Annotated in this window: 21 protein-coding genes, 4 tRNA genes and 1 pseudogene; 10 read left to right on the top strand and 16 right to left on the bottom strand. The window is 59.9% G+C overall.

The annotated features are described in order from the left end of the window. Window positions 1–48 precede the first annotated feature (48 nt). From AC3IUE_RS24690 to AC3IUE_RS24705, 4 genes are all read left to right on the top strand, one after another. Entirely contained in the window at window positions 49–675 is a 627-nt protein-coding gene (locus AC3IUE_RS24690) for an alanyl-tRNA editing protein (RefSeq protein ID WP_489264054.1), read from the top strand. 92 nt (window positions 676–767) lie between these two features. Next, window positions 768–1,538 carry a 2OG-Fe(II)-dependent halogenase WelO5 family protein gene (locus AC3IUE_RS24695; RefSeq protein WP_056742718.1) on the top strand — a complete coding sequence of 257 codons (771 nt, stop codon included), beginning with the start codon at window positions 768–770 and terminating at the stop codon, window positions 1,536–1,538. 1 nt (window position 1,539) lies between these two features. After that, window positions 1,540–2,175 carry a LysE family translocator gene (locus AC3IUE_RS24700; protein WP_489264055.1) on the top strand — a complete coding sequence of 212 codons (636 nt, stop codon included), beginning with the start codon at window positions 1,540–1,542 and terminating at the stop codon, window positions 2,173–2,175. A 198-nt stretch (window positions 2,176–2,373) separates the two neighbouring features. Further along, window positions 2,374–4,113, top strand: coding sequence for a dipeptidase (locus tag AC3IUE_RS24705; RefSeq protein ID WP_489264057.1), 1,740 nt, complete (start codon window positions 2,374–2,376; stop codon window positions 4,111–4,113). A 309-nt stretch (window positions 4,114–4,422) separates the two neighbouring features. On the opposite strand, the gene AC3IUE_RS24710 is transcribed toward AC3IUE_RS24705, so the two are convergent. The 4 genes from AC3IUE_RS24710 to AC3IUE_RS24725 form a co-directional block, all read right to left on the bottom strand. Beyond that, a tRNA-Gly gene (locus AC3IUE_RS24710) sits at window positions 4,423–4,498 on the bottom strand. A gap of 3 nt (window positions 4,499–4,501) precedes the next feature. After that, window positions 4,502–4,577 (bottom strand) — tRNA-Glu (locus AC3IUE_RS24715). 105 nt (window positions 4,578–4,682) lie between these two features. Beyond that, window positions 4,683–4,758 (bottom strand) — tRNA-Gly (locus AC3IUE_RS24720). A gap of 2 nt (window positions 4,759–4,760) precedes the next feature. Next, window positions 4,761–4,836 (bottom strand) — tRNA-Glu (locus AC3IUE_RS24725). Between the two features lie 393 nt (window positions 4,837–5,229). Here AC3IUE_RS24725 and AC3IUE_RS24730 point away from each other — a divergent pair. Then, complete coding sequence (locus AC3IUE_RS24730) at window positions 5,230–5,988, top strand: hypothetical protein (protein ID WP_046054392.1); 759 nt, start codon at window positions 5,230–5,232, stop codon at window positions 5,986–5,988. A 232-nt stretch (window positions 5,989–6,220) separates the two neighbouring features. Here the strand turns inward: AC3IUE_RS24730 and AC3IUE_RS24735 are convergent, their stop codons facing one another. From AC3IUE_RS24735 to AC3IUE_RS24750, 4 genes and pseudogenes are all read right to left on the bottom strand, one after another. Further along, window positions 6,221–7,102 (bottom strand): methyl-accepting chemotaxis protein, encoded by an 882-nt coding sequence (locus tag AC3IUE_RS24735; RefSeq protein WP_443200786.1) that lies wholly within the window; start codon window positions 7,100–7,102, stop codon window positions 6,221–6,223. Next, window positions 7,082–8,185: pseudogene (locus tag AC3IUE_RS24740) on the bottom strand (HAMP domain-containing protein); the annotation flags it as partial. The pseudogene AC3IUE_RS24740 and the gene AC3IUE_RS24735, both read right to left, overlap by 21 nt. A gap of 108 nt (window positions 8,186–8,293) precedes the next feature. After that, window positions 8,294–9,685, bottom strand: coding sequence for an aminotransferase-like domain-containing protein (locus AC3IUE_RS24745; RefSeq protein WP_489264059.1), 1,392 nt, complete (start codon window positions 9,683–9,685; stop codon window positions 8,294–8,296). Between the two features lie 184 nt (window positions 9,686–9,869). After that, window positions 9,870–10,631, bottom strand: coding sequence for an SDR family oxidoreductase (locus tag AC3IUE_RS24750; RefSeq protein WP_461999538.1), 762 nt, complete (start codon window positions 10,629–10,631; stop codon window positions 9,870–9,872). A gap of 100 nt (window positions 10,632–10,731) precedes the next feature. On the opposite strand from AC3IUE_RS24750, the gene AC3IUE_RS24755 reads away from it, so the two are divergent. Together AC3IUE_RS24755 and AC3IUE_RS24760 are read left to right on the top strand one after the other, a co-directional pair. Next, entirely contained in the window at window positions 10,732–10,869 is a 138-nt protein-coding gene (locus AC3IUE_RS24755; RefSeq protein WP_236713303.1) for a hypothetical protein, read from the top strand. Then, a complete protein-coding gene (locus tag AC3IUE_RS24760) occupies window positions 10,866–11,870 on the top strand; it encodes an NADP-dependent oxidoreductase (RefSeq protein ID WP_056742714.1) in 1,005 nt (334 codons plus the stop codon). The genes AC3IUE_RS24755 and AC3IUE_RS24760 overlap by 4 nt, the downstream gene beginning before the upstream one ends. Before the next feature lie 137 nt (window positions 11,871–12,007). On the opposite strand, the gene pyrF is transcribed toward AC3IUE_RS24760, so the two are convergent. Next, entirely contained in the window at window positions 12,008–12,706 is a 699-nt protein-coding gene (gene pyrF / locus AC3IUE_RS24765; protein ID WP_008148060.1) for an orotidine-5'-phosphate decarboxylase, read from the bottom strand. A 292-nt stretch (window positions 12,707–12,998) separates the two neighbouring features. On the opposite strand from pyrF, the gene AC3IUE_RS24770 reads away from it, so the two are divergent. The 3 genes from AC3IUE_RS24770 (at window position 12,999) to xopAW (ending at window position 15,767) form a co-directional block, all read left to right on the top strand. Further along, a complete protein-coding gene (locus AC3IUE_RS24770; protein ID WP_046046464.1) occupies window positions 12,999–13,757 on the top strand; it encodes a response regulator in 759 nt (252 codons plus the stop codon). Then, a complete protein-coding gene (locus AC3IUE_RS24775; RefSeq protein WP_461999540.1) occupies window positions 13,757–14,806 on the top strand; it encodes a sensor histidine kinase in 1,050 nt (349 codons plus the stop codon). Before AC3IUE_RS24770 ends, AC3IUE_RS24775 begins: the two co-directional genes overlap by 1 nt. 112 nt (window positions 14,807–14,918) lie before the next feature. Continuing rightward, window positions 14,919–15,767 (top strand): XopAW family type III secretion system calcium-binding effector, encoded by an 849-nt coding sequence (gene xopAW / locus AC3IUE_RS24780; protein WP_489264063.1) that lies wholly within the window; start codon window positions 14,919–14,921, stop codon window positions 15,765–15,767. A gap of 129 nt (window positions 15,768–15,896) precedes the next feature. Here the strand turns inward: xopAW and AC3IUE_RS24785 are convergent, their stop codons facing one another. The 7 genes from AC3IUE_RS24785 to AC3IUE_RS24815 form a co-directional block, all read right to left on the bottom strand. Then, window positions 15,897–16,952, bottom strand: coding sequence for an AI-2E family transporter (locus AC3IUE_RS24785; RefSeq protein ID WP_056745051.1), 1,056 nt, complete (start codon window positions 16,950–16,952; stop codon window positions 15,897–15,899). A 69-nt stretch (window positions 16,953–17,021) separates the two neighbouring features. After that, window positions 17,022–17,828, bottom strand: a complete 807-nt coding sequence (locus tag AC3IUE_RS24790; RefSeq protein WP_056745053.1) for a DUF4892 domain-containing protein — start codon at window positions 17,826–17,828, stop codon at window positions 17,022–17,024. 8 nt (window positions 17,829–17,836) lie between these two features. Then, window positions 17,837–18,496, bottom strand: a complete 660-nt coding sequence (locus tag AC3IUE_RS24795; RefSeq protein WP_150657102.1) for a glutathione S-transferase family protein — start codon at window positions 18,494–18,496, stop codon at window positions 17,837–17,839. A gap of 50 nt (window positions 18,497–18,546) precedes the next feature. Continuing rightward, window positions 18,547–19,401, bottom strand: coding sequence for an alpha/beta hydrolase (locus AC3IUE_RS24800; protein ID WP_489264065.1), 855 nt, complete (start codon window positions 19,399–19,401; stop codon window positions 18,547–18,549). After that, on the bottom strand, window positions 19,398–20,204 hold the full coding sequence (locus AC3IUE_RS24805; protein WP_046046471.1) for an alpha/beta fold hydrolase: 807 nt from the start codon (window positions 20,202–20,204) through the stop codon (window positions 19,398–19,400). The genes AC3IUE_RS24800 and AC3IUE_RS24805 overlap by 4 nt, the downstream gene beginning before the upstream one ends. A gap of 278 nt (window positions 20,205–20,482) precedes the next feature. Then, window positions 20,483–20,926, bottom strand: coding sequence for a hotdog fold thioesterase (locus AC3IUE_RS24810; RefSeq protein WP_192411040.1), 444 nt, complete (start codon window positions 20,924–20,926; stop codon window positions 20,483–20,485). A gap of 32 nt (window positions 20,927–20,958) precedes the next feature. Continuing rightward, complete coding sequence (locus tag AC3IUE_RS24815) at window positions 20,959–22,626, bottom strand: AMP-binding protein (RefSeq protein ID WP_489264067.1); 1,668 nt, start codon at window positions 22,624–22,626, stop codon at window positions 20,959–20,961. Window positions 22,627–22,646 lie beyond the last annotated feature (20 nt).

Below are 22,646 nucleotides of genomic sequence, written 5' to 3' on the forward strand. Positions count from 1 at the left end.
CCACGCTTCATATAATAAAAAATAGAATTGTTAATAAGGGCATGGAATATGACGCTTCGCCTCTTTTTCCATAGTGATGACCTCAAGGCCAATGTGGAAGTCCTGGATTGCACGCCCCACGAGAACGAATTTGCCGTAGTGCTGCGCGCCACGTTGTTTCACCCTCAGGGCGGTGGACAGCCCTTTGACACCGGCTGGATCGGCGAAAGCCAAGTACTGCGGGTTGTTCAGGATCCGGACCGGATCATTCATTTCGTCGACCATCCGGTAAAACCGGGCATGACTCAGATTCGGGTCGATGAACAACGCCGCCAGTTCAATTCACGCATGCATTCCGCCGGCCACCTGATCGGCCACTTCGTCCAGGCCATGGGCTGGATGCCGATCAAGGCTCATCACTGGCCGGGCGAAGGACGTGTGCAATTCAAACCGGCAGAGTCGGCAAAAGAGGTTGATGCCGAGATGATTCAGCACGGCATCGAGCAGTGGATCACCCATGATCAGCCACGCCTGACGTCGATGCGTGAAGGCGCCCGGGAAATCGGTTTCGGTGACCTGCCCGCCTACGGCTGCGGTGGCACCCATGTACGCAGCCTGAAGGATTTGGGCACGGTCACGATCGCTTCCCTTTCACTGAAGAAGGGAACGCTGTCAGTCCACTACAGCGTGGATTGAGCATTTGGGCGATGCCGTTCCTGTCATCGCCTGACGCCGGGGGAACCTGCGGCCGCGGGTTCTGTTGACTATCTGATAGATGGACCTAAGACATGATGCTTGACGTCGAGCGTCTCGATGAGACGTGCATAAAAAAACTGGCCAACGAAGAAGTCCTCGCCATCCGCGTCAAAGGCTTGTTGCCCAAGCCGCTGGCGATTCAGATTGGCGACAAGATCCTCGCCCCTGGCTTCGAAGGCTATATCAATGCGCCGAGCATCGGCCGCATCGGCATGGCGTTTTATGAAGCGGAAAACCAGCCGCTGCTGATCGAAGATTATTTCGAACGCGCCACCCGCAATATTGCGGAATTGCGCAACCGGTGTGCGCCCTACTCATCCCCCGTCGACACCCTGCGCTGCATGCTCGACGAGTCCTGGCCGGCGGGTGCGCACCTGGAAAACCTCTACGGTCGCAAGATGTATGTCGGACTGTCCCGGGTGGTGAAACCCGGGATCTGTTTTCTGGCCCACCACGACATTTTCGCCAAGGACGCCCCGGACAGTTACCAGGCCAAAAGCCTGGAAGCGCAGTTCGCCTGCAATGTTTACCTGAACATGCCCGCCGAGGGCGGTGCACTGCAGATGTGGGACCACGACATCTCCCCGGACCAGTTCGACGAAATGCGTGGCGACAGTTACGGGATCGATCCGGCTCTGCTCGGGACTCCGACCCTGGAGATTCTTCCTGAGCCGGGTGATTTCATCATGTTCAATTCGCGCTGCATGCACTCGGTGACACCGGGTGTGGCTGATCCGCGCTTGAGCCTTTCGTTCTTTGTCGGCTATCGCGGCAATGCTTCACCCCTTACTTTCTGGAGTTGAGATGCTTTCGAATTACCTGGGCGAGTTTCTGGCGCTGGCAACTATCCACTTTCTGGCCGTGGTTGCACCTGGACCGGACTTCGCAGTGACCATCCGCCAGAGCGTGCGCTTCGGTCGACTGGTCGGGATTTGCACGGCGCTGGGCATCGGCGCGGGCATTTCCGTGCACGTGCTTTACACCTTGCTCGGCGTCGGCGCGCTGATGCACACGACGCCTTGGCTGCTGACGGTGGCCAAGGTTGTGGGTGGTGCTTACATTTTGTACCTCGGTGTCAGCCTGCTGCGCAGCAAGCCCAAGACCGTACTGGAAGGCGACAAGCCTGACGAACCGGTCGCAGAACAAACATTGCTGAAGGCATTTACCACCGGTTTCCTGACCAACGCGACCAACCCGAAAGCCACACTGTTTTTCCTGGCGATCTTCACCACCATCATCAGCGCCACAACGCCACTGAAGATCCAGGCGCTTTACGGAATCTGGATGTGTTTTGTGAATGCGCTGTGGTTTGTGATCGTCGCGCTGTTCTTTTCCAGTGCCCGGGTACGGCTGCTGTTTATGCGCATGGGGCACTGGTTCGAACGCACCATGGGGGTGATTCTGATCCTGTTCGCCGGGCGCCTGATTCTGTCGATGTAAAACCTGCGCCCAAGCAAAAGGCCCGCTCAGTCGGCTGACGGGCCTTTTTCGTTTCTGCGTCGCTTTTGCATTTCTGTGCGACAGATCTCACTTCAGGGACTCCCGTACTGCTCACTCGTGGTGTTAGTTTGGGAACGTTTTCTTGCCTCATCGATCAGAAATCTCTCACAACCTGCCTGCAAAGGAATGCCCCCAGCAATGAATTTCTCACTCAAGCACTTGGCCGCGTCGACCCTGATACTGGCCGGCCTTTCGTCGTTCACCACACTCGCGCACGCCAACATCAGCCCGCAACAGAGCGCGACTATCCTCAAGACCTTCAGCGACGCATCGGTAACGGATTTCAGGCAGTTCCTGGGAGGCCTGGCCAAAAGCGACCTTGGCAAAACCGACGACCTCGGCCCGGCCATCAGTGCCTTTCTCGACAACAAGACCCTTTCTTCAGAACAGCAGAACGAGATCCATCGCCTGCTCGGCCTCTATGCACGCGTGAAGTACGGCAGCGCCGCCACCGAGACCCTGCGCGAGTTGGTGGCCATCCCGACCTTCCGTGTGGATGGCGTTGCCCAGCACGACAATCCCGAATTCATCAAGATTGCCGACAAGATCAAGGGGCTTGCCCAGGCCTTCAACCTGAACTTTCGCAACATCGACAACCGCGTCTATGAGATCTCCCTGGAAGGCAGTGGCGATGAAGTCGTGGGCATTCACGCGCATGCCGACGTGGTGCCCGTGACGCCGGAGAACTGGGTCCTGAAAGACGGCACCCGACTTGATCCGTTCAAGGTCACTCTGATCGGTGACCGCCTGTATGGCCGGGGCACCGAGGATGACAAAAACGGCATCGTGGTAACGCTCTACGCCATGAAGATCATCAAGGAAGAGAAGCTGCCGCTGGCCAGGAATCTCAAGTTGCTGGTCGACACCACCGAAGAAACCACCGGCGATGCCATCCCTTATTACTTCGAAAACAACCCGACACCCAACTACAACCTGGCGCTGGATGGTGGCTACCCGGTGGTGATTGCCGAGAAAGGCTACGGCACCGTCATGGCGAACTTTGCCAAGCGCAAGGCAGAGGGCAAGGGCGCTGAAATCATATCGATGACGGGCGGCATGGCCACCAACCAGATTCCGTCGACATCGGTCGCCACCCTTTTGAGTGACAAGCCTGCTGAATTGGCCGCCAGCCTGCAGAAGGCAGGTAGCGATTATGCCAAGCGCAATGGCGGCAACTTCGAGGTAACCGCCAAGGTCGTCGGCAAGGACGTCAAGCTGACGGTCACCGGCGTTTCGGCCCACTCCTCCGAGCCCGAGTCAGGTGTTAACCCGGTGGCCAGGATGCTGGACTTCATCAATAGCCTCGACGGAAAAGTTGCGCTCAAGCACAACCACATTACCGATGCTGCTCGCTACGCCGCCGACAACTGGGGACTGGATTACCTGGGTGGCAAATTGGCGGTCGGCTTTTCCGATGCCTTCATGGGTCCGCTGACCACTTCCCTGACCTATGTCGGGATGGATGAGAAAACCTTCAAGCTCGCGGTCAACCTGCGGGTGCCGAAGGGCAAATCCCCCGAAGTGCTCAAGGCCGAAATCGCCGAAAAGCTTGGCGCCTGGAGCAAGAAGACCCACGTTGCGGTGGCCTTCGACTACTCGATCGCCGAGCCGATGTTCCGCAATCCTGAGGGTGAATGGGTCAAGGCCCTGCTGGCCGTTGCCAGCGAAAACCTTGGCATGGAGCACAAGTTTGGTACTTCCGCCGGCGCCACCTCGGTCCATGAACTGCCCAATGGCGTGCAATTCGGCCTGGCCAGGCCTGAGGTCAAGTACACCGGCCACACTGACAACGAGTTCAAGACCGTCGACCAGTTCCTGCTGGATCTGCAGATCGTGACCGAGATGATGGGGCGCATCGGGCAGTTGCCGAAGCTCTGATCCCCTTTCGGGCCCGCTATTCTGGCGGGTCCGACGCTTTGATCGTAGCAACGCATACCCTGTAGCAGCTGGCGAAGCCTGCGTTCGGCTGCGCAGCAGTCGTAAATCCTGTATGCGCGGATTTCCTGAAACACCGCATCCTCTGATTTCACGACTGCTGCGCAGCCGAACGCAGGCTTCGCCAGCTGCTACAAAGTGCGACTCGGCTTACCTGATCGGCCTTTCCCGAAGAAGGTTGTTTTCTGTTGCGCCATAAAAGACGCACAAACAAAAACGCCGCTCATTGCTGAGCGGCGTTTTTGTTAAATATGGAGCGGGAAACGAGACTCGAACTCGCGACCCCGACCTTGGCAAGGTCGTGCTCTACCAACTGAGCTATTCCCGCAAATGGCGTCCCCTAGGGGACTCGAACCCCTGTTACCGCCGTGAAAGGGCGGTGTCCTAGGCCACTAGACGAAGGGGACACGCTAACTGAAACACATGGTGTGTATTTCAGTGCCCAAATCCGCATCCGAAGATGCTGGTTCTGGTTTCACTCAGCCCTGCCCGAAAGCAACGCTGTTTAAAATTGGAGCGGGAAACGAGACTCGAACTCGCGACCCCGACCTTGGCAAGGTCGTGCTCTACCAACTGAGCTATTCCCGCATTGGCGTCCCCTAGGGGACTCGAACCCCTGTTACCGCCGTGAAAGGGCGGTGTCCTAGGCCACTAGACGAAGGGGACACACGTACAACATTCACTCCCTACCGCGTTTCGCTGTGTGCTTTACGCTGTAAGTGGCGCGCATTCTATGGATGGATTGAGGGGTCGTCAACCCCCAGATATAAATTTATTTAAATCAATGACTTCGCCCTGCTTTGAGACACTAATCCGGCCTTTCCGTCGCCCGGGGTTTGACGCCTATATTCTGACACCCGCCAAGACGTTATAGTCCACCCACGCCAAAGATGATGGCAATGTGCACCTCGCACGCTATTACTTATATAAGCAGGAACGCGGCCGATACAGGCAGTGCAGTAGCCGATTCAACTTGCTGAGCGGCGCTATGCGTCCCAATGCCAAGCTACTACACTCGCACGCGAACCCCATAAAGAGGTCTTACCGGTGACACCACTCATGATCACCCTGCTAGTCGTAGCCGGGATCGCACTATTGATCGCCATTGGCTACATGAACCATGTGGTGGAAAACAATAAGCTGGAAAAGGCCCGCGCCAAGGTTGAGCTCAACGATCGTCTGCGTCGTTGCGGCGAAATCACCGAGACCTTTCCCGGCCAGTTGATGACACCGGCACTCAAGCTGCTGTTGACCCGTCTGGAATTGAACGTCTGCCAACGCCTGCTCAATCTGGAAAAAACCAGCTCCAACCTCAAGGCACGGATTGGCGAACTGAGCGCCTTGGTCGGTCAGGGCGAATCGATCCCGGTCAACAACCCGCCAGCACCGATCCAGACCGAAGCCAAAGCCAAGGACGTACGCTTCCTGCTCGAAGCCCTGCACGGCCAAATCACCCGCGCCGCACAGGACGGCTTCCTGCCAACCAACGAAGCCAAACGCTGGATCCGCGAAGTTCGCCACATCCTGGTCCTGCTGCACATCGAATTCTTCAACAACCTCGGCCAGCACGCCCTGCAACAGAACCAGCCCGGCCAGGCCCGCCTGGCGTTCGAACGCGGCGTGCAATACCTGCGTAAACAACAGGAACCCCAGGTCTACGCCGAACAACTGGAATACCTGGAAAAACTCCTGGCCCGCGCCAACGCACAAGTCATGGACAACATCGCCCCGGTAGAAGGCGAAGTGAACCAGCTGACCGAAGGCCTCAAAGACGTCGAGGCCGATGCGGACTGGAAGAAAAAAGTGATCTACGACTGATCAGAGAAAGTAGAAAAGAGAGCCACCTGAACAGGTGGCTTTTTTTTGCGTTGAGTTTGATGGGCGGGTACAGCCAGGACAGAAAGGTCGACTATCAGGCCGCCTTCGCGAGCAGGCTCGCTCCCACAGTTGGACGATGCACAACCGCAAGGGATTAGTCGGCTTTCAGGCCGTCATCGCGGCGATGCGGCGACCCGACAAGCCCGGCTCCCACAGTTGATCGGTGTACGCCTCAGAGCCGAAAGTGCCCTACCATCCCCTTCAACTCAATCCCCAACTGCGCCAACTCAATACTGGAAGCCGCATTCCCCTGCATCGCCAACGAAGACTGATCCGCACTGGCCCGAATACTCGTGACACTGCGGTTAATCTCCTCGGCCACTGAACTCTGCTCCTCGGCAGCCGCTGCGATCTGCTGGTTCATCTGCTGAATCAAAGACACTGCCGCCGCAATACTCCCCAGCGCACTCTCCGTCTGCAACGCATCACTCACCGCCAGCTTCACCAGCTCGCCACTGTTCTGAATCTGCTGGACAGAAGACTGAGCCGCCGAGCGCAAGGCACTCACCAGCCGTTCAATCTCCTCGGTCGATTGCTGAGTACGCTTGGCCAGGGCCCGCACTTCATCGGCCACCACCGCAAAGCCCCTGCCCTGCTCGCCGGCTCGAGCCGCCTCGATCGCGGCGTTGAGGGCCAGCAGGTTTGTCTGCTCGGCCACACTCTTGATGACGCTCAGTACCGTACCGATGTTCTGGATTTCCGCACTCAAACTTTCGATGCTCGAACTGGCCGAGGTGGCTGAATCCGCCAACTGTTCGATCCGCGCCATACTCTGGCGCACCACCTGCTGACCACTTTCAACCTTGCCGTCCGCCGTCTGCGCCGCCTGAGCGGCCTCCTCCGCGTTACGCGCAACGTCGTGCACGGTGGCGGTCATCTGATTCATCGCGGTAGCAACCTGTTCGGTCTCTTCCTTCTGGCTGCTGACTTCAAGATTGGTCTGCTCGGTCACCGCCGACAGCGACTGCGCTGAACTGGCCAACTGCTCGATACCCGCCTGCAAACCGCTGACAATACTGCTAAGCCCCGCGCCCATCTGCTGCATGGCCTGCATCAGCTGCCCGATCTCATCACGACGGGTCACTTCAACCGTCGCACTCAAATCGCCAGAGGCAATCTGTTGAGCAACACGGATCACACTGCGCAGCGGTGCCACGATCAACCGGGTAATCACCCAGGACGCAATCAGCCCGACCAGCAGTGCCAGCGCCGAGGAACCGATGATCAGCAGCGAGTTCTTTTTCAGCTCCGCCTGCATCGACCGATCTTCGGCGACATAGGCCTGATCCACCCGCTCCACCACCTGGGCGGCGCGCTGATGGAGTTGCTCATAGACGGTTTTTTCCTGCGCCAGCAGGCCGGTGTACTCGGCGAGTTTTTCACTGAATCCGCCAATGTGTCCGACGACTTCATTGAGGACCGTCTGGTAACCCTCATCCTTGACCGTGGTTTTCAGCTGCTCGGCCTGGGTCAGTGCCTGGTCGGCCTGCTCGATCTTGCCCTGCCCTGCGCTGTCGTCGCCCTTGCGGCTCAGGTCCAGGCGCACACGCGCTTCGTTCATGGCTTGCAACATCAACCGCGACACCTGGCTGACCTGACTGGCCTGTTCGAGAAACTGCCCACCATCCTTGCCTTCGGATTCCTTCAAGGTATAAGCGCCGTCATCGGCCAGCCCGGCCTGCAGCACGTCGAGGTTATTGGCCACGCTGGACACCGACCAACTGGCCATCTCCAGTGCCAGGTCCTTGGCCTGGCTGAGCGAGACGAACTCGTCAAAGGCCTTGCGGTAAGCCCCCAAGGACTGCTCGACGTCATTCATCACCGGCACGTTGGCCGCAGAAGCCGCTTTCAGTTGGGTTGCCAGAGCGAGCAGGCCGTCAACGCCCTCGCGCAGCGCGTCAGCGGTTTTCGGGTTGCCGTGCAAGGCGTATTCCTGCTCGAGCAGTCTCACCTTGAGCAAACCGCTGTTGAGCGACGACATCTGCTTGAGCCCGTCGAAGCGCTGGCTGATGGTTTGCAGGGACCATACGCCGATGGCCGCCACCAAGGCTGTCAACAGCAGCACCAGTACAAACCCGACACCCAGTTTTTTCGCCATACCGAGGTTGGCAAAACGTCCTTGCACGGCCGAAATCATTGCACTTAGTCCCCTGACATAGTCTGTTGACGCAGATTCGCAACGGGTCTGTATCAACACAAGTCTCTGGCGTCTGAATAATGGCAAAAAGCTACGCTTCCGTCGTTTTCAGAACGCTTGAGGTCGATCCAGAGCGGTGGCCTGAAAAAACGCCCGGGCTCGCGGATCACAGGCATAGGCCACATTGATACGCTGCCAGTCACTGGCCTCTGCGGTGGGACTGAATGCCGTCGCAGAAGACAGCAGGACACCGAAGCGCTGAGCTTGTTTGCGCACCTGAGCGTAGTCGGACATCCGCGATCGCGCCCAGATGAACAGGCCTCCGACCGGCTTGCCGAACACCTCCCATTCGGCGTCTTCAAGCACTTGCAACGCAGCCTCCCTGTCATTGCTCAAACGCTGGCGCTGGCGCTGGACCAATTTGCGGTAGGCACCGCTGGCTAAAAGGCTTGCCAGCACCGACTCGCAAAACCGTGAAGCGCCCATGCTGCTGATCATCTTGACTTCGGCCAGCCGCGAAATAACCCCGGCGCTGGCCACTACAAAACCGACCCGCAATGAACTGCTGAGGGTTTTGGAGTAGCTGCCGACGTAGATCACGTTGTCATCGATACCCAACGCAGCGAGGCGCGTACCGGGGCCGCTGTACAAATCGGCATAGACGTCATCCTCGATGACCAGAAGGCCATAGGTTTTGGCGAGTTGCACAACCCGCTGCGCCACTGCTGGCGCCAGGCTGCTGCCAGTGGGGTTGTGATAGAAGCTATTGATAAAGATCCCGCAGGGCCTGTATTTAACCAACAGTGCCTCAAGCGCTTCAACGTCCGGACCGTGCGGGGTTCGCGGCACCTCGATCATGCTGACACCGTGCAGTCTGAGCAAATCGAACAGCAAGGAATAACCGGGATTCTCCACCACCACGCAATCACCCGGCTTGAACAAGGTCCGCACGATCAGGTCCAGCCCCTGACTGGCCCCCGCCGTTGTCAGGATCTGGCTTTCCTCCACCAGGATATCGAGCTGTTTCAGCCGTTTTTGGATCTGCTGGCGCAAGGCTGGCAGGCCCAGCGGCGTGCTGTAGTTGAATAGGCCGCTCATGTCGGTGCGACTGACCTGACGGATCGCGTAGCTCAGGTCGTCAGTTTCGCGCCAGCTCTCGGGCAGTCCGCCACACCCCAGCTTGAGTTCGCCCGAAGTGCCGCCCTGCTTCGGTTCTGCCCCCTCGAACCTGGAGCAATCCTGTTGCCCCTGAGCGGCCAGCGCTGGCGTGGCGACAATGAAACCGGCGCCATGACGCGACGCCAGCACCCCTTGAGCCACCAGACGCTCACAGGCCTCAACGACGCTGGACTGACTGAGCAAATTGATCCGGGCGATTTGCCGCACGGAAGGCAAACGCGTCCCCGGTGGCACCTCGCCACGGCAAAGCCAGCAGGCTAGCGCGTCGACGATTTGCTGTACGACCGGCACCAATGCCTGTCGATCGATTCTCAACTCCATGAGCAAGCAAACTCCTGTCCGTTTTGCGGGAAACAGTTAATCACAGGAACGGTCAATCAGCTGTGCGACAACGCCGCTAAAACCGTCGGTTCTAACCATTTGAAACACATTGTCCGGCACCTTTAAGGAACCGAAAAAAAACCCGCACAAATGCGGGTTTTTTCCTACGTTTCACGGCCTGGATTCAGAACGCTGTCACGCCACCGTCCACCGCCAGTGAATGCCCCGTGGTGAACGCTGCGCCGTCGCTGCACAGGTACAGCACCGCACTGGCGATTTCCTCGACCTTGCCGATGCGTCCGACCGGGTGCATGGCATTGGCGAACTCGCCTTTCTTTGGGTCGGCTTCATAGGCACGGCGGAACATGTCGGTGTCGATCACCGCCGGACACACCGCATTCACGCGAATCTTCTTCTTGGCGTATTCGATGGCTGCCGACTTGGTCAGGCCAATCACCGCATGTTTCGAGGCCGCGTAAATGCTCATCTTCGGCGCAGCCCCGAGGCCGGCTACCGATGCGGTGTTGACGATTGCACCGCCGCCCTGGGCCAGCAGCAACGGCAACTGGTACTTCATGCACAACCAGACGCCTTTGACGTTGACGCCCATGATCGCGTCGAACTCATCGACCGTGCCTTCGGCCAACTTGCCTTTCTCGATCTCGATGCCGGCGTTGTTGAAGGCATAGTCGAGACGGCCGTAGGTATTGACCACTTCGTCCATCAGATTTTTTACTTCGCTTTCCAGCGTTACGTTGCAGCGTACGAAGGTGGCTTCACCGCCAGCGGTACGAATCAGCGCCACCGTGCCCTCACCACCCGCCACGTCCAGGTCGGCCACTACCACTTTCAAGCCTTCAGCGGCGAATGCCTGGGCAGTCGCGCGGCCAATGCCATTGGCGGCGCCCGTTACAACGGCGACCTGGCCAGAAAACGTCATGCTCATTGTTATGTCCTCGAAGAGAAGATGCGGGGATCGCGTGTTCTCAATCTAGCCACAAGGGCCTGCGGCACGGCAGCACTATCAGAAGGCCGGTTGGGCGCCCATGAGTGACAGTGATAAAACCGCCGGCACGACTATCACTGCACTGGATCGATGTGCATTCGCCGCATCAGCCAAACTTGCGGCATCGTTCATGAAGGTCTATCAACAAGTCTTCATTCATCTTGAGTGCCTGTCATGACTACCCAGACCAATCGCCAGTTCCTGCTCGCCAAACGTCCGGTGGGCGCGGCGACCCGCGAGACCTTCACCTATCAAGAAGTACCGGTCGGCGAACCGGCTGCGGGTCAGATCCTGGTCAAAAACGAATACCTGTCCCTGGACCCGGCCATGCGTGGCTGGATGAACGAGGGCAAGTCCTACATTCCGCCGGTCGGTATCGGCGAAGTGATGCGCGCATTGGGCGTAGGCAAAGTCGTTGCCTCGAATAATCCGGGCTTCGCGGTCGGGGACTACGTCAACGGTGCCCTGGGTGTGCAGGATTACTTCCTCGGCGAGCCACGAGGTTTCTACAAGGTCGATCCGAAACTGGCGCCTCTGCCGCGCTATCTGTCCGCGCTGGGCATGACCGGGATGACCGCTTATTTCGCCCTGCTCGATGTCGGCGCGCCGAAGGCTGGCGACACCGTGGTGCTGTCGGGCGCGGCCGGTGCGGTGGGCAGCATTGCCGGGCAGATCGCCAAGATCAAAGGTTGCCGGGTAGTCGGCATTGCCGGGGGCGCGGACAAGTGTCAGTTCCTGATCGACGAACTGGGTTTTGACGGTGCCATCGATTACAAAAACGAAGACGTCCACGCCGGCCTCAAGCGCGAATGTCCAAAAGGCGTCGATGTGTATTTCGATAACGTCGGCGGCGATATCCTCGACGCGGTGTTGAGTCGCCTGAACATGAAGGCGCGAGTGGTGATCTGTGGCGCCATCAGCCAGTACAACAACAAGGAAGCGGTCAAAGGCCCGGCCAACTACCTGTCGCTGCTGGTCAACCGCGCGCGGATGGAAGGTTTTGTGGTGATGGACTATGCCGCGCAGTTTGCCGCCGCCGGGCAGGAAATGGCCGGCTGGATGGCCAAGGGGCAGCTCACAAGCAAGGAAGATATTGTTGAAGGACTGGAGACGTTCCCGGAGACGCTGATGAAGTTGTTCAGCGGCGAGAATTTCGGGAAGTTGGTGTTGAAGGTTTAACCCGATATTTCAATGCACCACAAACTAATGTGGGAGCGGGCTTGCTCGCGAAAGCGGAGTGTCAGTCAACATTGATGTCGACTGAAACTCCCTCTTCGCGAGCAAGCCCGCTCCCACATGGGATCTTCAGCGTTTGGTTAAGCGAGCTCGGCGACTACAGCTGCCAACGCCTTGGCCGGATCCGCGGCCTGGCTGATCGGACGGCCGATCACCAGATAATCAGAACCGGCATCCAGCGCCTGACGAGGCGTCAGAATGCGGCGCTGATCGTCCTGGGCGCTGCCCGCCGGACGAATCCCCGGGGTCACCAGTTGCAGCGACGGGTGCGCCGATTTCAGGGCCTGGGCTTCCAGGGCCGAGCACACCAGACCGTCCATCCCGGCTTTTTCCGCCAACGCGGCCAGGCGCAACACTTGCTCCTGCGGCTCGATATCCAGGCCAATACCCGCCAGATCTTCACGCTCCATGCTGGTCAGCACGGTCACGCCGATCAGCAGTGGTTTCGGACCGGTGCGCTGGTCAAGCACTTCGCGGCACGCGGCCATCATGCGCAAACCACCGGAGCAGTGCACATTGACCATCCACACGCCCATCTCCGCAGCCGCCTTGACGGCCATGGCGGTGGTGTTCGGGATGTCATGGAACTTGAGGTCCAGGAACACTTCGAAACCCTTGTCACGCAGGGTGCCAACGATTTCCGAAGCGCAGCTGGTGAACAGTTCTTTACCGACTTTGACCCGGCACAGCTTCGGGTCCAACTGATCGGCCAGCTTCAGTGCGGCGTCACGGGTGGGGAAATCCAGGGCGACGATGATAGGAGTCTGGCAGGCGGACATGAGTGGGCTCTCAGGCAGGTCGAAATCGGCGCGCATTGTAGCGGAACCAGCGCCTCTGCGGGACCCGATGATCGGTAATTCGTCGAGGCGGCTCAAGCAAGACTAGCCCTTGTGCCCATTGTGTCGAGTCAGATACACACATGACACGCCTGCAACACCCTTCAACGTTACCTTCGGCAGCCGCAACACGTCCTACAGCACTTCCCGCCTCCGGGCCGGACGCCTATGCTGAAACCACAACCTCGCAGCCCATCTTTGTGGTTGGCAGCCTACCTGGCAGATGAACGCACGCATGCACAACCTCCTCGCACCTGTGAACGACGATCAAAAAGCGCCCGGTGATGACAAACGCTGGAGCATTCGCGCCCTGATCGTCGACGATGACGTCCCGATCCGCGAATTGATGATCGACTATCTGGCCCGGTTCAACATTCACGCCAGCGGCGTCACCGATGGCGCCGCGATGCGCCTGGCGCTGCAAGCGGAGCATTTCGACGTGGTGGTGCTCGACCTGATGCTGCCCGGCGAAGACGGTTTGTCGCTGTGCCGCTGGCTACGCGCCGAATCGGACATCCCGATTCTGATGCTCACCGCCCGCTGCGAACCCACCGACCGGATCATCGGCCTGGAACTGGGCGCCGACGACTACATGGCCAAGCCGTTCGAGCCTCGCGAACTGGTGGCGCGCATCCAGACGATCCTGCGCCGGGTACGCGACGATCGCACTGAACAGCGGGCCAACATCCGTTTCGACAACTGGCGCCTGAACAGCGTGCTGCGCCAGTTGATCGCCGCCGATGGCCTTGTGGTGCCGTTGTCCAACGCCGAGTTCCGTTTGCTCTGGGTGTTCATCGAACGCCCGCGCCGGGTACTCAGCCGCGAACAATTGCTGGACGCCGCTCGCGGTCGCTCGATCGAAGCCTTTGATCGCAGCATCGACTTGCTGGTCTCGCGCCTGCGCCAGAAACTCGGTGATGACCCGAAAGCCCCGCAGTTGATCAAGACCGTTCGCGGTGAGGGTTACCTGTTCGACGCCCGAGACATCGGCTGATGCGTGCGCGCTTCGATACGCTCTTCGGCCGCCTGTTTGGCATGCTGCTGGTGGCGATCATCCTGGCGCACGTGTTGGCGTTTTTCTGGTTTCACTATTACGGCCCGCCGCCGCCCCCTCCGCCGCCGGGGTTTTCCGAAAACTTCGACGGACAGCGCCCGCCGATGGACCCGCGCTTCGGAAATCGGCCACCGCGGCCGTGGTTCGGCGGCCCGTTGGTACCGCTGACCTTTCAACTGGTCTCGCTGATCATCGCCGCCTGGTACGGCGCCAAACTGCTGAGCCGGCCGATCCAGCGCCTGAGCGATGCCGCCGAGCGGCTGAGCGAAAACCTCGACAGCCCGCCTCTGGATGAGTCCGGCCCACGGGAAGCCCGGCAAGCGGCACACACCTTCAACAAGATGCAGCAACGCATTCGTGAACAAGTGCAGCAACGCTCGCGGATGCTTGGCGCCGTCTCCCACGACCTGCGCACGCCGCTGTCGCGGCTCAAGCTGCGGCTGGAGCAGATCGACGACAACAAACTGCAAGGCCAGATGCGTCAGGATCTGGACGACATGATCGGCATGCTCGACGCCACGCTCACCTACCTGCACGAGCAGCGCACCAGTGAGGCCCTGCAGTGGATGGACGTGCAGGCGCTGGTCGAATCCCTCAGTGAAAACGCCCAGGACCAGGGCGCCGATGTGCTCACCAGCGGTCACTGCGCGCCGCTGCAAGTGCAACCGATGGCCTTGCGTTCGTGCATCAACAACCTGCTGGACAATGCCCTGCGTTATGCCGGGCAGGCCATGATTACGCTTGAAGACACGCGCGAAACCCTGGTGATCCGGGTCATCGACCATGGGCCGGGTATTGCGGCGGATAAACGTGAAGCCGTGTTCGAGCCGTTCTTTCGTCTGGAAGGATCGCGCAACCGCAACTCCGGTGGCGTAGGGTTGGGCATGACCATCGCCCGCGAGGCGGCCGAACGCCTGGGTGGGCAGTTGAGCCTGGAAGAAACGCCCGGTGGTGGCCTGACAGCAGTGATTCGTCTGCCCCGATCTTGATCACCGCTCTGTGTACCGCTCGGTACAAACCTCACATACCCACGACAACTTGCCCCTTGAGGCTGCATAAGCCGGTGCACCCACCGGCTATCCATTCCAAGGAGTGAGCGCAATGATCGGTAGCGTCAGCAGTTACACGAGCTATACCAGCACCAGCAGCACCACAACCAACACCGCCCGCAGTCAGCAGTTTCAGAAAGATCTGCTCGCCAAACTCGACAGCAACAGCGACGGCGCGGTGGATCAGGATGAACTCAAGAGCGCCCTCTCGCAGAAAACCGACGACGGTCTGCTGGTCAGCCTGAGCAAGAATTTCGCCGACCTGGACAGCGACGAAAGCGGCAGCCTGAGCAGTGAAGAAATGGCCGCGATGGCCCCTCCGCCGCCACCGCCACGGGACCAGGCACCGAACACCGAACTGGCTGACGCGCTGATCAGCGCTCTGGACGCCGACCGTGACGGCGCCATCAGCAGCGATGAACTGAGCAACGGCCTGGCCAGCGCCGGCAGCAGCGCCGACAGCACAGAAATTTTCTCGGCCCTGGACAAGAACGAAGACGGCTCCGTCAGCCAGGACGAGCTCGCCGCCAGCCTCGCCCCGCCTCCGCCGCCCCCTCAACCAGTGTCCAGCGAAGAACTGTTCAGCCAGCTCGATACAGACAGCGACGGCAGTGTCAGCGCCACCGAACTGACCAGCGCGTTGCAGACCAGCAGCACCTCATCGACCAGCACCGACACCAGCGCCGCGTTACTCAAAGTGCTGGATAGCGACAGCAGTGGCGGCGTCAGCAGCGACGAGTTGAACGCGGCGTTGCAAGTCGGCCGCGAGCGAAACACCGACAGCTCCACCGATCAGTCGAGCGTGACCGAAGCCCTGAACAAAATGATCGCCAACCTGAGCAAGCAGTACTCGCTCGACAACGTGGCGACCGTGGGTAAGTACCTGAACGTCGCGACCTGAGTCAAAAGCTTCGCGGGCAAGTCGGATCGCCGCACCGCTCGCTCCTACAGGTTTAGTGCATGACCGTAGGAGCGAGCGGTGCGGCGATCCGACTTGCCCGCGAAGGGGCCCTAAGCCCCAACAAAAATCTCAGGGCCGGCGATCCTCAACCCGAGCCTGACTTTTGCTCCAGTCGTTCAGCAGGCTGTAGGCCACCGCCAACAACGTCGGGCCGATGAACAAGCCAATAAACCCGAAGGCAATCAACCCGCCAAACACCCCGAGCAGAACAATCACTAGCGGCAAATTCCCGCCCCGGCTGATCAGGTACGGTTTGAGCACGTTGTCGACGCCACTGATGATGAACATCCCCCAAATCCCGAGAAACACCGCCATCCCGTACTCACCCTTCCAGGCCAGCCAGGCCGTGGCCGGAATCCACACCAGCGGCGGCCCCATCGGAATCAGGCTCAACAAAAACGTGACAATCCCCAGCACCAGCGCCCCGGGCACCCCGGCAATCAAAAACCCGATCAACGCCAGAACCGCCTGGGCCGCCGCCGTCCCGATCACGCCGTTCACCACCCGCTGCACCGTGCCCGCCACCAATTCAATGTAATACCCGGCACGGTCACCAATCAGACGTTCCAGCAACCCGTGAACAAACGCCGCCAGACGCGGCCCGTCACGGTAGAAAAAGAACACGAAGACGATACTCAACGTCAGCTCAAGAATCCCGCCACCAATCTGCGCGCTGCGCGCCAGCAACCAATTGCCGACCTGGCCCAGGTAAGGTTTGACCGCCAGCATCATCGCCGCGCCCTGCTGATCGATGCTGTTCCAGACCCCGACCAACCGCTCGCCCACCAAGGGAATGCTGCCCAGCCAGATCGGCGCTTCCGGCAGCCCGTCGACCTGCACATCCTTGATGAACGCCGTGGCATCGCGCACATGGTCCGCGAGGTTGAACCCCAGCCAGACCAACGGCAACGCCACCAGCAACATCCAGCCCAGCGTCAGCACTGCGGCCGCCAGAGATTCGCGACCATTGAGCAAACGCGTCAGCAAACGCATCAGCGGCCAGCTGGCAAACGCCAGCACCGCGCCCCAGAACAGCGCCGACCAGAATGGCGCCATCACCCAGAAGCTCGCGCCAAACAGCACCAGGAGCAGGATCTGCACCAACAGCCGATCGTTATTGATCATCTAAATCTCGAAAAAAGTCAGTCCGCAAAAGAGTAGGCGAACGCAGTGTCTGCGCTCGCCTGATAAAGCTTACCGCAACAGTTCGATGTGCAAGCCAGCGCCGTCGACGCTGCCGGCTTCCATCCTGGCGGTACGCACACCCTGCCCGATCAGTGCCTGACGCCAGGCTTCGGCCTTCGGCCCCGAAACACTGACCCGCAACGTGGTGTCCAGATTCAGCCCACGAGAGATCAGGCGCAGCCAGGCATCGTCAGGATCGCCGGTCAGTTTGGGGAAATCGAGCTCACCGGTGCTTTTGAGCTCTCGAAGCAAGGTTGCAGACGTCGGCAGCAAATCGCCCAGCGGCGCGGCGGCGTCAAACTGTTCGACGTGCAGATACGCTTTGCGATTGCCACGCGTGATGCTGTAAAGCGCCACCAGTGTGTTGTCCTGTGGGGCCGCCAGGCGCAACAGCAAGAAGGCTTGCTGATCATCAGCGCCATAGAGCTTGGCATTGCCGAAGACATCATTGGCCCACAGACTGCTTTCGCCGCAATCACGGGCCTGGCACCAGAACAGCAACTGGGCGTCCTGCTTCTGCAACGCTTCACGAGCAGCGGTGAAGGCCTCGGTGGAGGAATGCTCCGGCGGCAACTCGTAGGTCACCGAAGTGGTTTGCCCCCGGGCAGCGACCTGGCCGTCAAAGCGCAACTGGCCGCTGATTTTGCGGATCGAGCCCAGTGGATAGATCCGCTCAAGTTCGGCGACCGGACGATAGTCAACGATCTGCGCATCGGCCATACGCGGCACGATCGGCAGGTCCTGACTGCCCGGGACATCGGCAGCAAACAACAGGGGACTGAAACAACACAGCGCCAGCAGATTGAGTGAACGCATGGATAGACTCATCGGATCAGCATGGCCTGGGCACCCTTGATGATACTGGCGTCATCGATACGCTCAGGCACCAGCAAACCACGCTGTACCGCCGGACGCGCCTCCATGGTTGCCATCCAGCGCTGCAAGGCCGGCAAACCGTCGACTTCGACACCCGACCACTCATGGCCACGAACCCACGGAAAAGTGGCGATGTCGGCAATGCTGTACTCACCGGCCAGAAACTCCACGGCTTGCAGGCGCGTGTCGAGCACTTCATAGAGGCGGCGGGTTTCATGTTGATAGCGATCAATGGCGCCTTGGAGTTTCTCCGGGAAATAACGGAAAAACACGTTGGCCTGGCCCTGCATCGGGCCGATTCCACCCATCTGGAACATCAACCATTGCAGGACCACTGAACGCCCCTTGGGGTCTTTTGGCAGCAGTTTGCCGCTGAGTTCAGCCAGGTAAATCAGGATCGCGCCGGATTCAAACACGGCAAAATCGCCATTGGCGCGGTCGACAATCGCCGGAATCCGGCCATTGGGATTGATCTTGAGGAAGCCCTCGGACTTCTGTTCCTTTTTGTCGAAACTCAAGGCGTGCACCGTGTAGGGCAGGCCGAGTTCCTCGAGCACGATAGAGACCTTGTGGCCATTCGGGGTCGCAGCGGTGTAGAGATCTATCATGGTTGTCTCCCATTTCAACCCGCCCAGCCTCGACAGTTGCCCGGCGCAAGTCAAGGAACGGCGAAGAACCGATTGAAACAGTCTGCGACAAGGTCGGCGCCGGGTTCGTCATTCAGGTGCAAATGATGACCGCCAGGCAGCTGTTCACGGCTAAAGGGTAGACGTTCCAGCAGCTCGGGATGTTTGGCGAGCATGCCGTCGGCAGCCACCACCAATTTTGCAGGACAACTGACCCGCTGGACGAAGGCCATCGCCTGTTCGGTGGTCAGACGCAGCGGCGACGGTAACGTCAGGCGGTTGTCGGTGCGCCAGGTATAACCGCCCGGTACCGGCATCAATCCACGTTGGGCCAGCAGTTCTGCGGCTTCGCGACTGACAGCGACCAAGCCTTTCATGCGCGCCTCGATGGCCCGGTCGAGGGTGTTGTAGACCGGTTTGCGCTTCTCCCGCAAATCCAGCTGCGCTTGCAGGGCCATGCCCATCCGTTCGGCAGCGTTTTCGCCTTTGTCTGTAGGAGGAATGACGCCGTCGATCAACGCCAGATGGGTCACTCGCTCCGGCAACGAACCGGCCAGCACCAGCGAAACGATCGCGCCCATCGAATGCCCCAGCAGGCCAAAGCGCTTCCAGCCCAATTGCTCGGCCACTTGCAGCACGTCATGGGCGTAGTCCCACAGTGCGTAACCGGCACCGGTCGGCCGATGTCCGGAATGACCGTGACCAGCCATGTCCAGCGCGATAATGCGCAAGCCTTTGAGCTTCGGTGCCAGCCGGGCGAAACTGTTGGCGTTGTCCAGCCAGCCATGCAAGGCGATTACCGGCATGCCGTCTTCGGGGCCGAACAAGTGCGCTGCCAACTCGATATGCGGCAGGCTCAGGCGAACTTCTTCAACGACATTGTTCATGCGCAATCCTGTTGGCGGCGACCTTCCCAGCGGCTGAACAGGTTCTTCAGCAGCGTGGCCGTGTCCTGGGGACGTTCGAGGGGAAACATGTGGCCGCCCGGCATGGTCAGGGACTCACCCTGCGGCAAGCGCCCCACGAGGCTTGCGTGATGACGCATCACCACCCGGCTCTTGTGCCCGCGAACCACCGCCAGCGGCACTTTCAGTTGCCGTGTGCGGCCGGGACTGGTGTGCGGCACGCCGCGGTAGATACTGATTTCCGTGGCCGGGTCGAAGCGCAGGCGCAGCTTGTCGCCCACCTTGTGCAAGCCGTGTTGCAGGTAAGCGTCGAAGCATTCCGGGTCGAAACTGCGAAACAGGGTTTTGCCAGCGAAATAGAGTCGGGCGGCTTCCAGATCGGCGAATTCTTCCCGACGTCCCAACGTACGGCCGGCCGGGGTCAGGCGATCGATGAAACCGAAACGTTTGGCGGCGCGAATCACCCATTGATCAGCGCGGGTCAGCACCGGCGAATCAAGCATCACCACGCCGCGATAGAGCTCGGGACACCGCAACGCTGCGTGCAGATGCAGCACGCCACCGAAGGAATGGCCGACGCCCCACACCGGTTCCGGTTGCTGCTTGAGGTGATGAATCAGCTCGTCGACCAGGTTGTACCAGTTGTCGTCAGCCGGAAAACGCGGGTCGTGGGCGTGCTGCTGCAGATGCGTCACCTGATACTCGGGCGCCAGCGCCGCGAACAACTTGCCATAGGTGCCCGAGGGGAAGCCGTTGGCGTGGGCGAAAAATATCTGTTGCGACATACCGGTGATCCATCAACGAAAACAAGGATTGATTGTCCGTAAGACGACGTCCTACAGCAATGACCGTAAGTGCCAGGAATGATGACAGTCCGGTCATGGCTATGTCGCAAAAACTTAAATCTGATGAAGTCCTATGTAGCAGCTGGCGAAGCCTGCGTTCGGCTGCGAAGCAGTCGTAAAACCATTCACTGCGGTGGTTCAGGAAGATTGAGGTCGCAGGGTTTACGACTGCTGCGCAGCCGAACGCAGGCTTCGCCAGCTGCTACAGGGGACCGTGATCAGCGGGCGGGCGGATTCTCACCCAATGGCACCACCGCCATGGTCAACCGCGATACACAACTCGCCTTCCCCTCATCGCTGGTCAACCGGATATCCCAGACATGCGTCGTGCGGCCAATGTGAATCGGCTTGGCCACCGCCGTGACCCGCCCACTGCGCAAGCCGCGCAAATGGTTAGCGTTGATTTCCAGGCCCACGCAGTAAAACTTGCTGGCGTCGATGCACAGGTAACTGGCCATCGAGCCGACCGTTTCGGCCAGCACCACCGAGGCGCCGCCATGCAACAAACCGTAAGGCTGGTGAGTGCGATGGTCGATGACCATGCTCGCAGTCAGGGACTCTTCGTCGAAGGCTTCGAAGCGAATATCCAGCACTTCGCCGATGGTGTTTTTCTGGATTGCGTTCAACTGTTCAATGTTGGGATGGGTACGCCACAAGCTCATTGCTGACATCCTTTGTTGGTTTTATTCGTGACTCAATCCTGCCACAGCACCGCTTCACTGCGCTCGCTCCATTCTTCGAAACGGGCACCGTAGGCGGCTTCGATCACGTTGCGCTTGATCTTCAGGGTCGGCGTCAGGAAGCCGTTTTCCACCGCCCAACTGTCCTTGACCACCACCAATCGACGCAAGCGTTCGTGTTTGTCGAGGACGCCGTTGACCTCCTCCAGGAGTTTTTCCAGGCTTGAATGCAGGCCCGCCCTCGCCGTTCCGCTGGCGTCCTGCTGACCGACCGCCGAGAGCACGCACAACCCCAGCGGCGCACTCAGGCCATCGCCCACCACGCAAACCTGTTCGATGCGCGAATGCTCCGCCAGACGATTTTCGATCGGTGCCGGGGCGATGTATTTGCCTTTGCTGGTCTTGAATATTTCCTTCAGTCGCCCGGTCAGGCGCAGGTTGCCTTCGGCGTCCTCCTCGCCCTTGTCGCCGGTGCGCAGGAAGCCGTCCTCGGTGATGGTTTCGGCGGTTTTCTCAGGTTCCTTGAAATACCCAAGCATGGTCGCGCCGCTGCGCACCATGACCTCGCCCGACTCGGCGATCCGCACCTCGACCTCCGGGCAGGGTTTGCCGATCCAGCCGGGTTTGTTCTGGCCCGGCAGGCCAACGTGCGAATAGCCGCAGCTTTCGGTCATGCCGTAGACCTCCAGCACATCCAGCCCCAGCTTGCGGTACCACAGCAGCAAGGTCTGCGGCACTGGCGCGGCGCCGGACAAGGCGATGCGCAAGGCGTCCAGCCCGAGCCCGGCCAGGACTTTGTGGCCGACCCGCTTGCCGATGATCGGCAGACCGAGCAGGAAGTCGAGGCGCGTTGCCGGGATCTTGCTGTACACGCCCATCTGGAATTTGGTCCAGATCCTCGGCACGCCGAACAGCGCGGTTGGACGTGCGCGGCGCAAATCGGTCAGGAAGGTGTCGAGGCTCTCGGCAAAAAACACCGTTTGCCCGGTGTAGATCGACGCCAGTTCGACGAACATCCGCTCAGCGACATGGCACAGCGGCAGGTAGGACAGCAGCCGATCCGACTCATTCAAGTCAAACAGCTGCGTGCCGCGAGTGGTGGCAAACCCCAGATTGGCGAAGCTGTGCATCACGCCTTTGGGCACGCCGGTGGTGCCGGAGGTGTAAATGATGGTCGCCAACTGGTCGGCGGACGGCTTGGGATCGTCCTGGATCGGTGAGCTCTTTTGCAGGTCGGCCCAGCTGAAATCGAACGTGCCGGGTGGATGCAACGGCAGGCTGATCGTCGGCAGATCGGCGCTGACCCCGCGAGACATGCCAGGCCAGTCATCAAGTTTGCCGATGAACGCCAGCGCCGCTTCGGAGTGTTCAAGGACCTGGGCCACGGTCTCGGCGGTGAGGTTCGGGTAGAGCGGCACCGACACATGGCCGGCCATCCAGATCGCCAGGTCGGCGATGATCCAGTGCGCGCAGTTTTTCGAGATAAGAGCGATGTGGCTGCCTTGGGGCAATTCGCGTGCGCGCAACCAATGCGCGGCGCAGCGCGCCTGATGCCCGACGTCTTCCCAGGTCAGCGTTTCGACCAGGCCGCCGCCCGTGGGCTGGACCAAAAAGCGCTGGCGGGGATGGCGCGCTTCACGCTCGTAGAAAACGTCCAGCGGCAAACGAAAAGCAGCAGGCATGCGACTCGCTCCTTTATTTC

This window comes from Pseudomonas sp. GL_093, assembly GCF_057837605.1.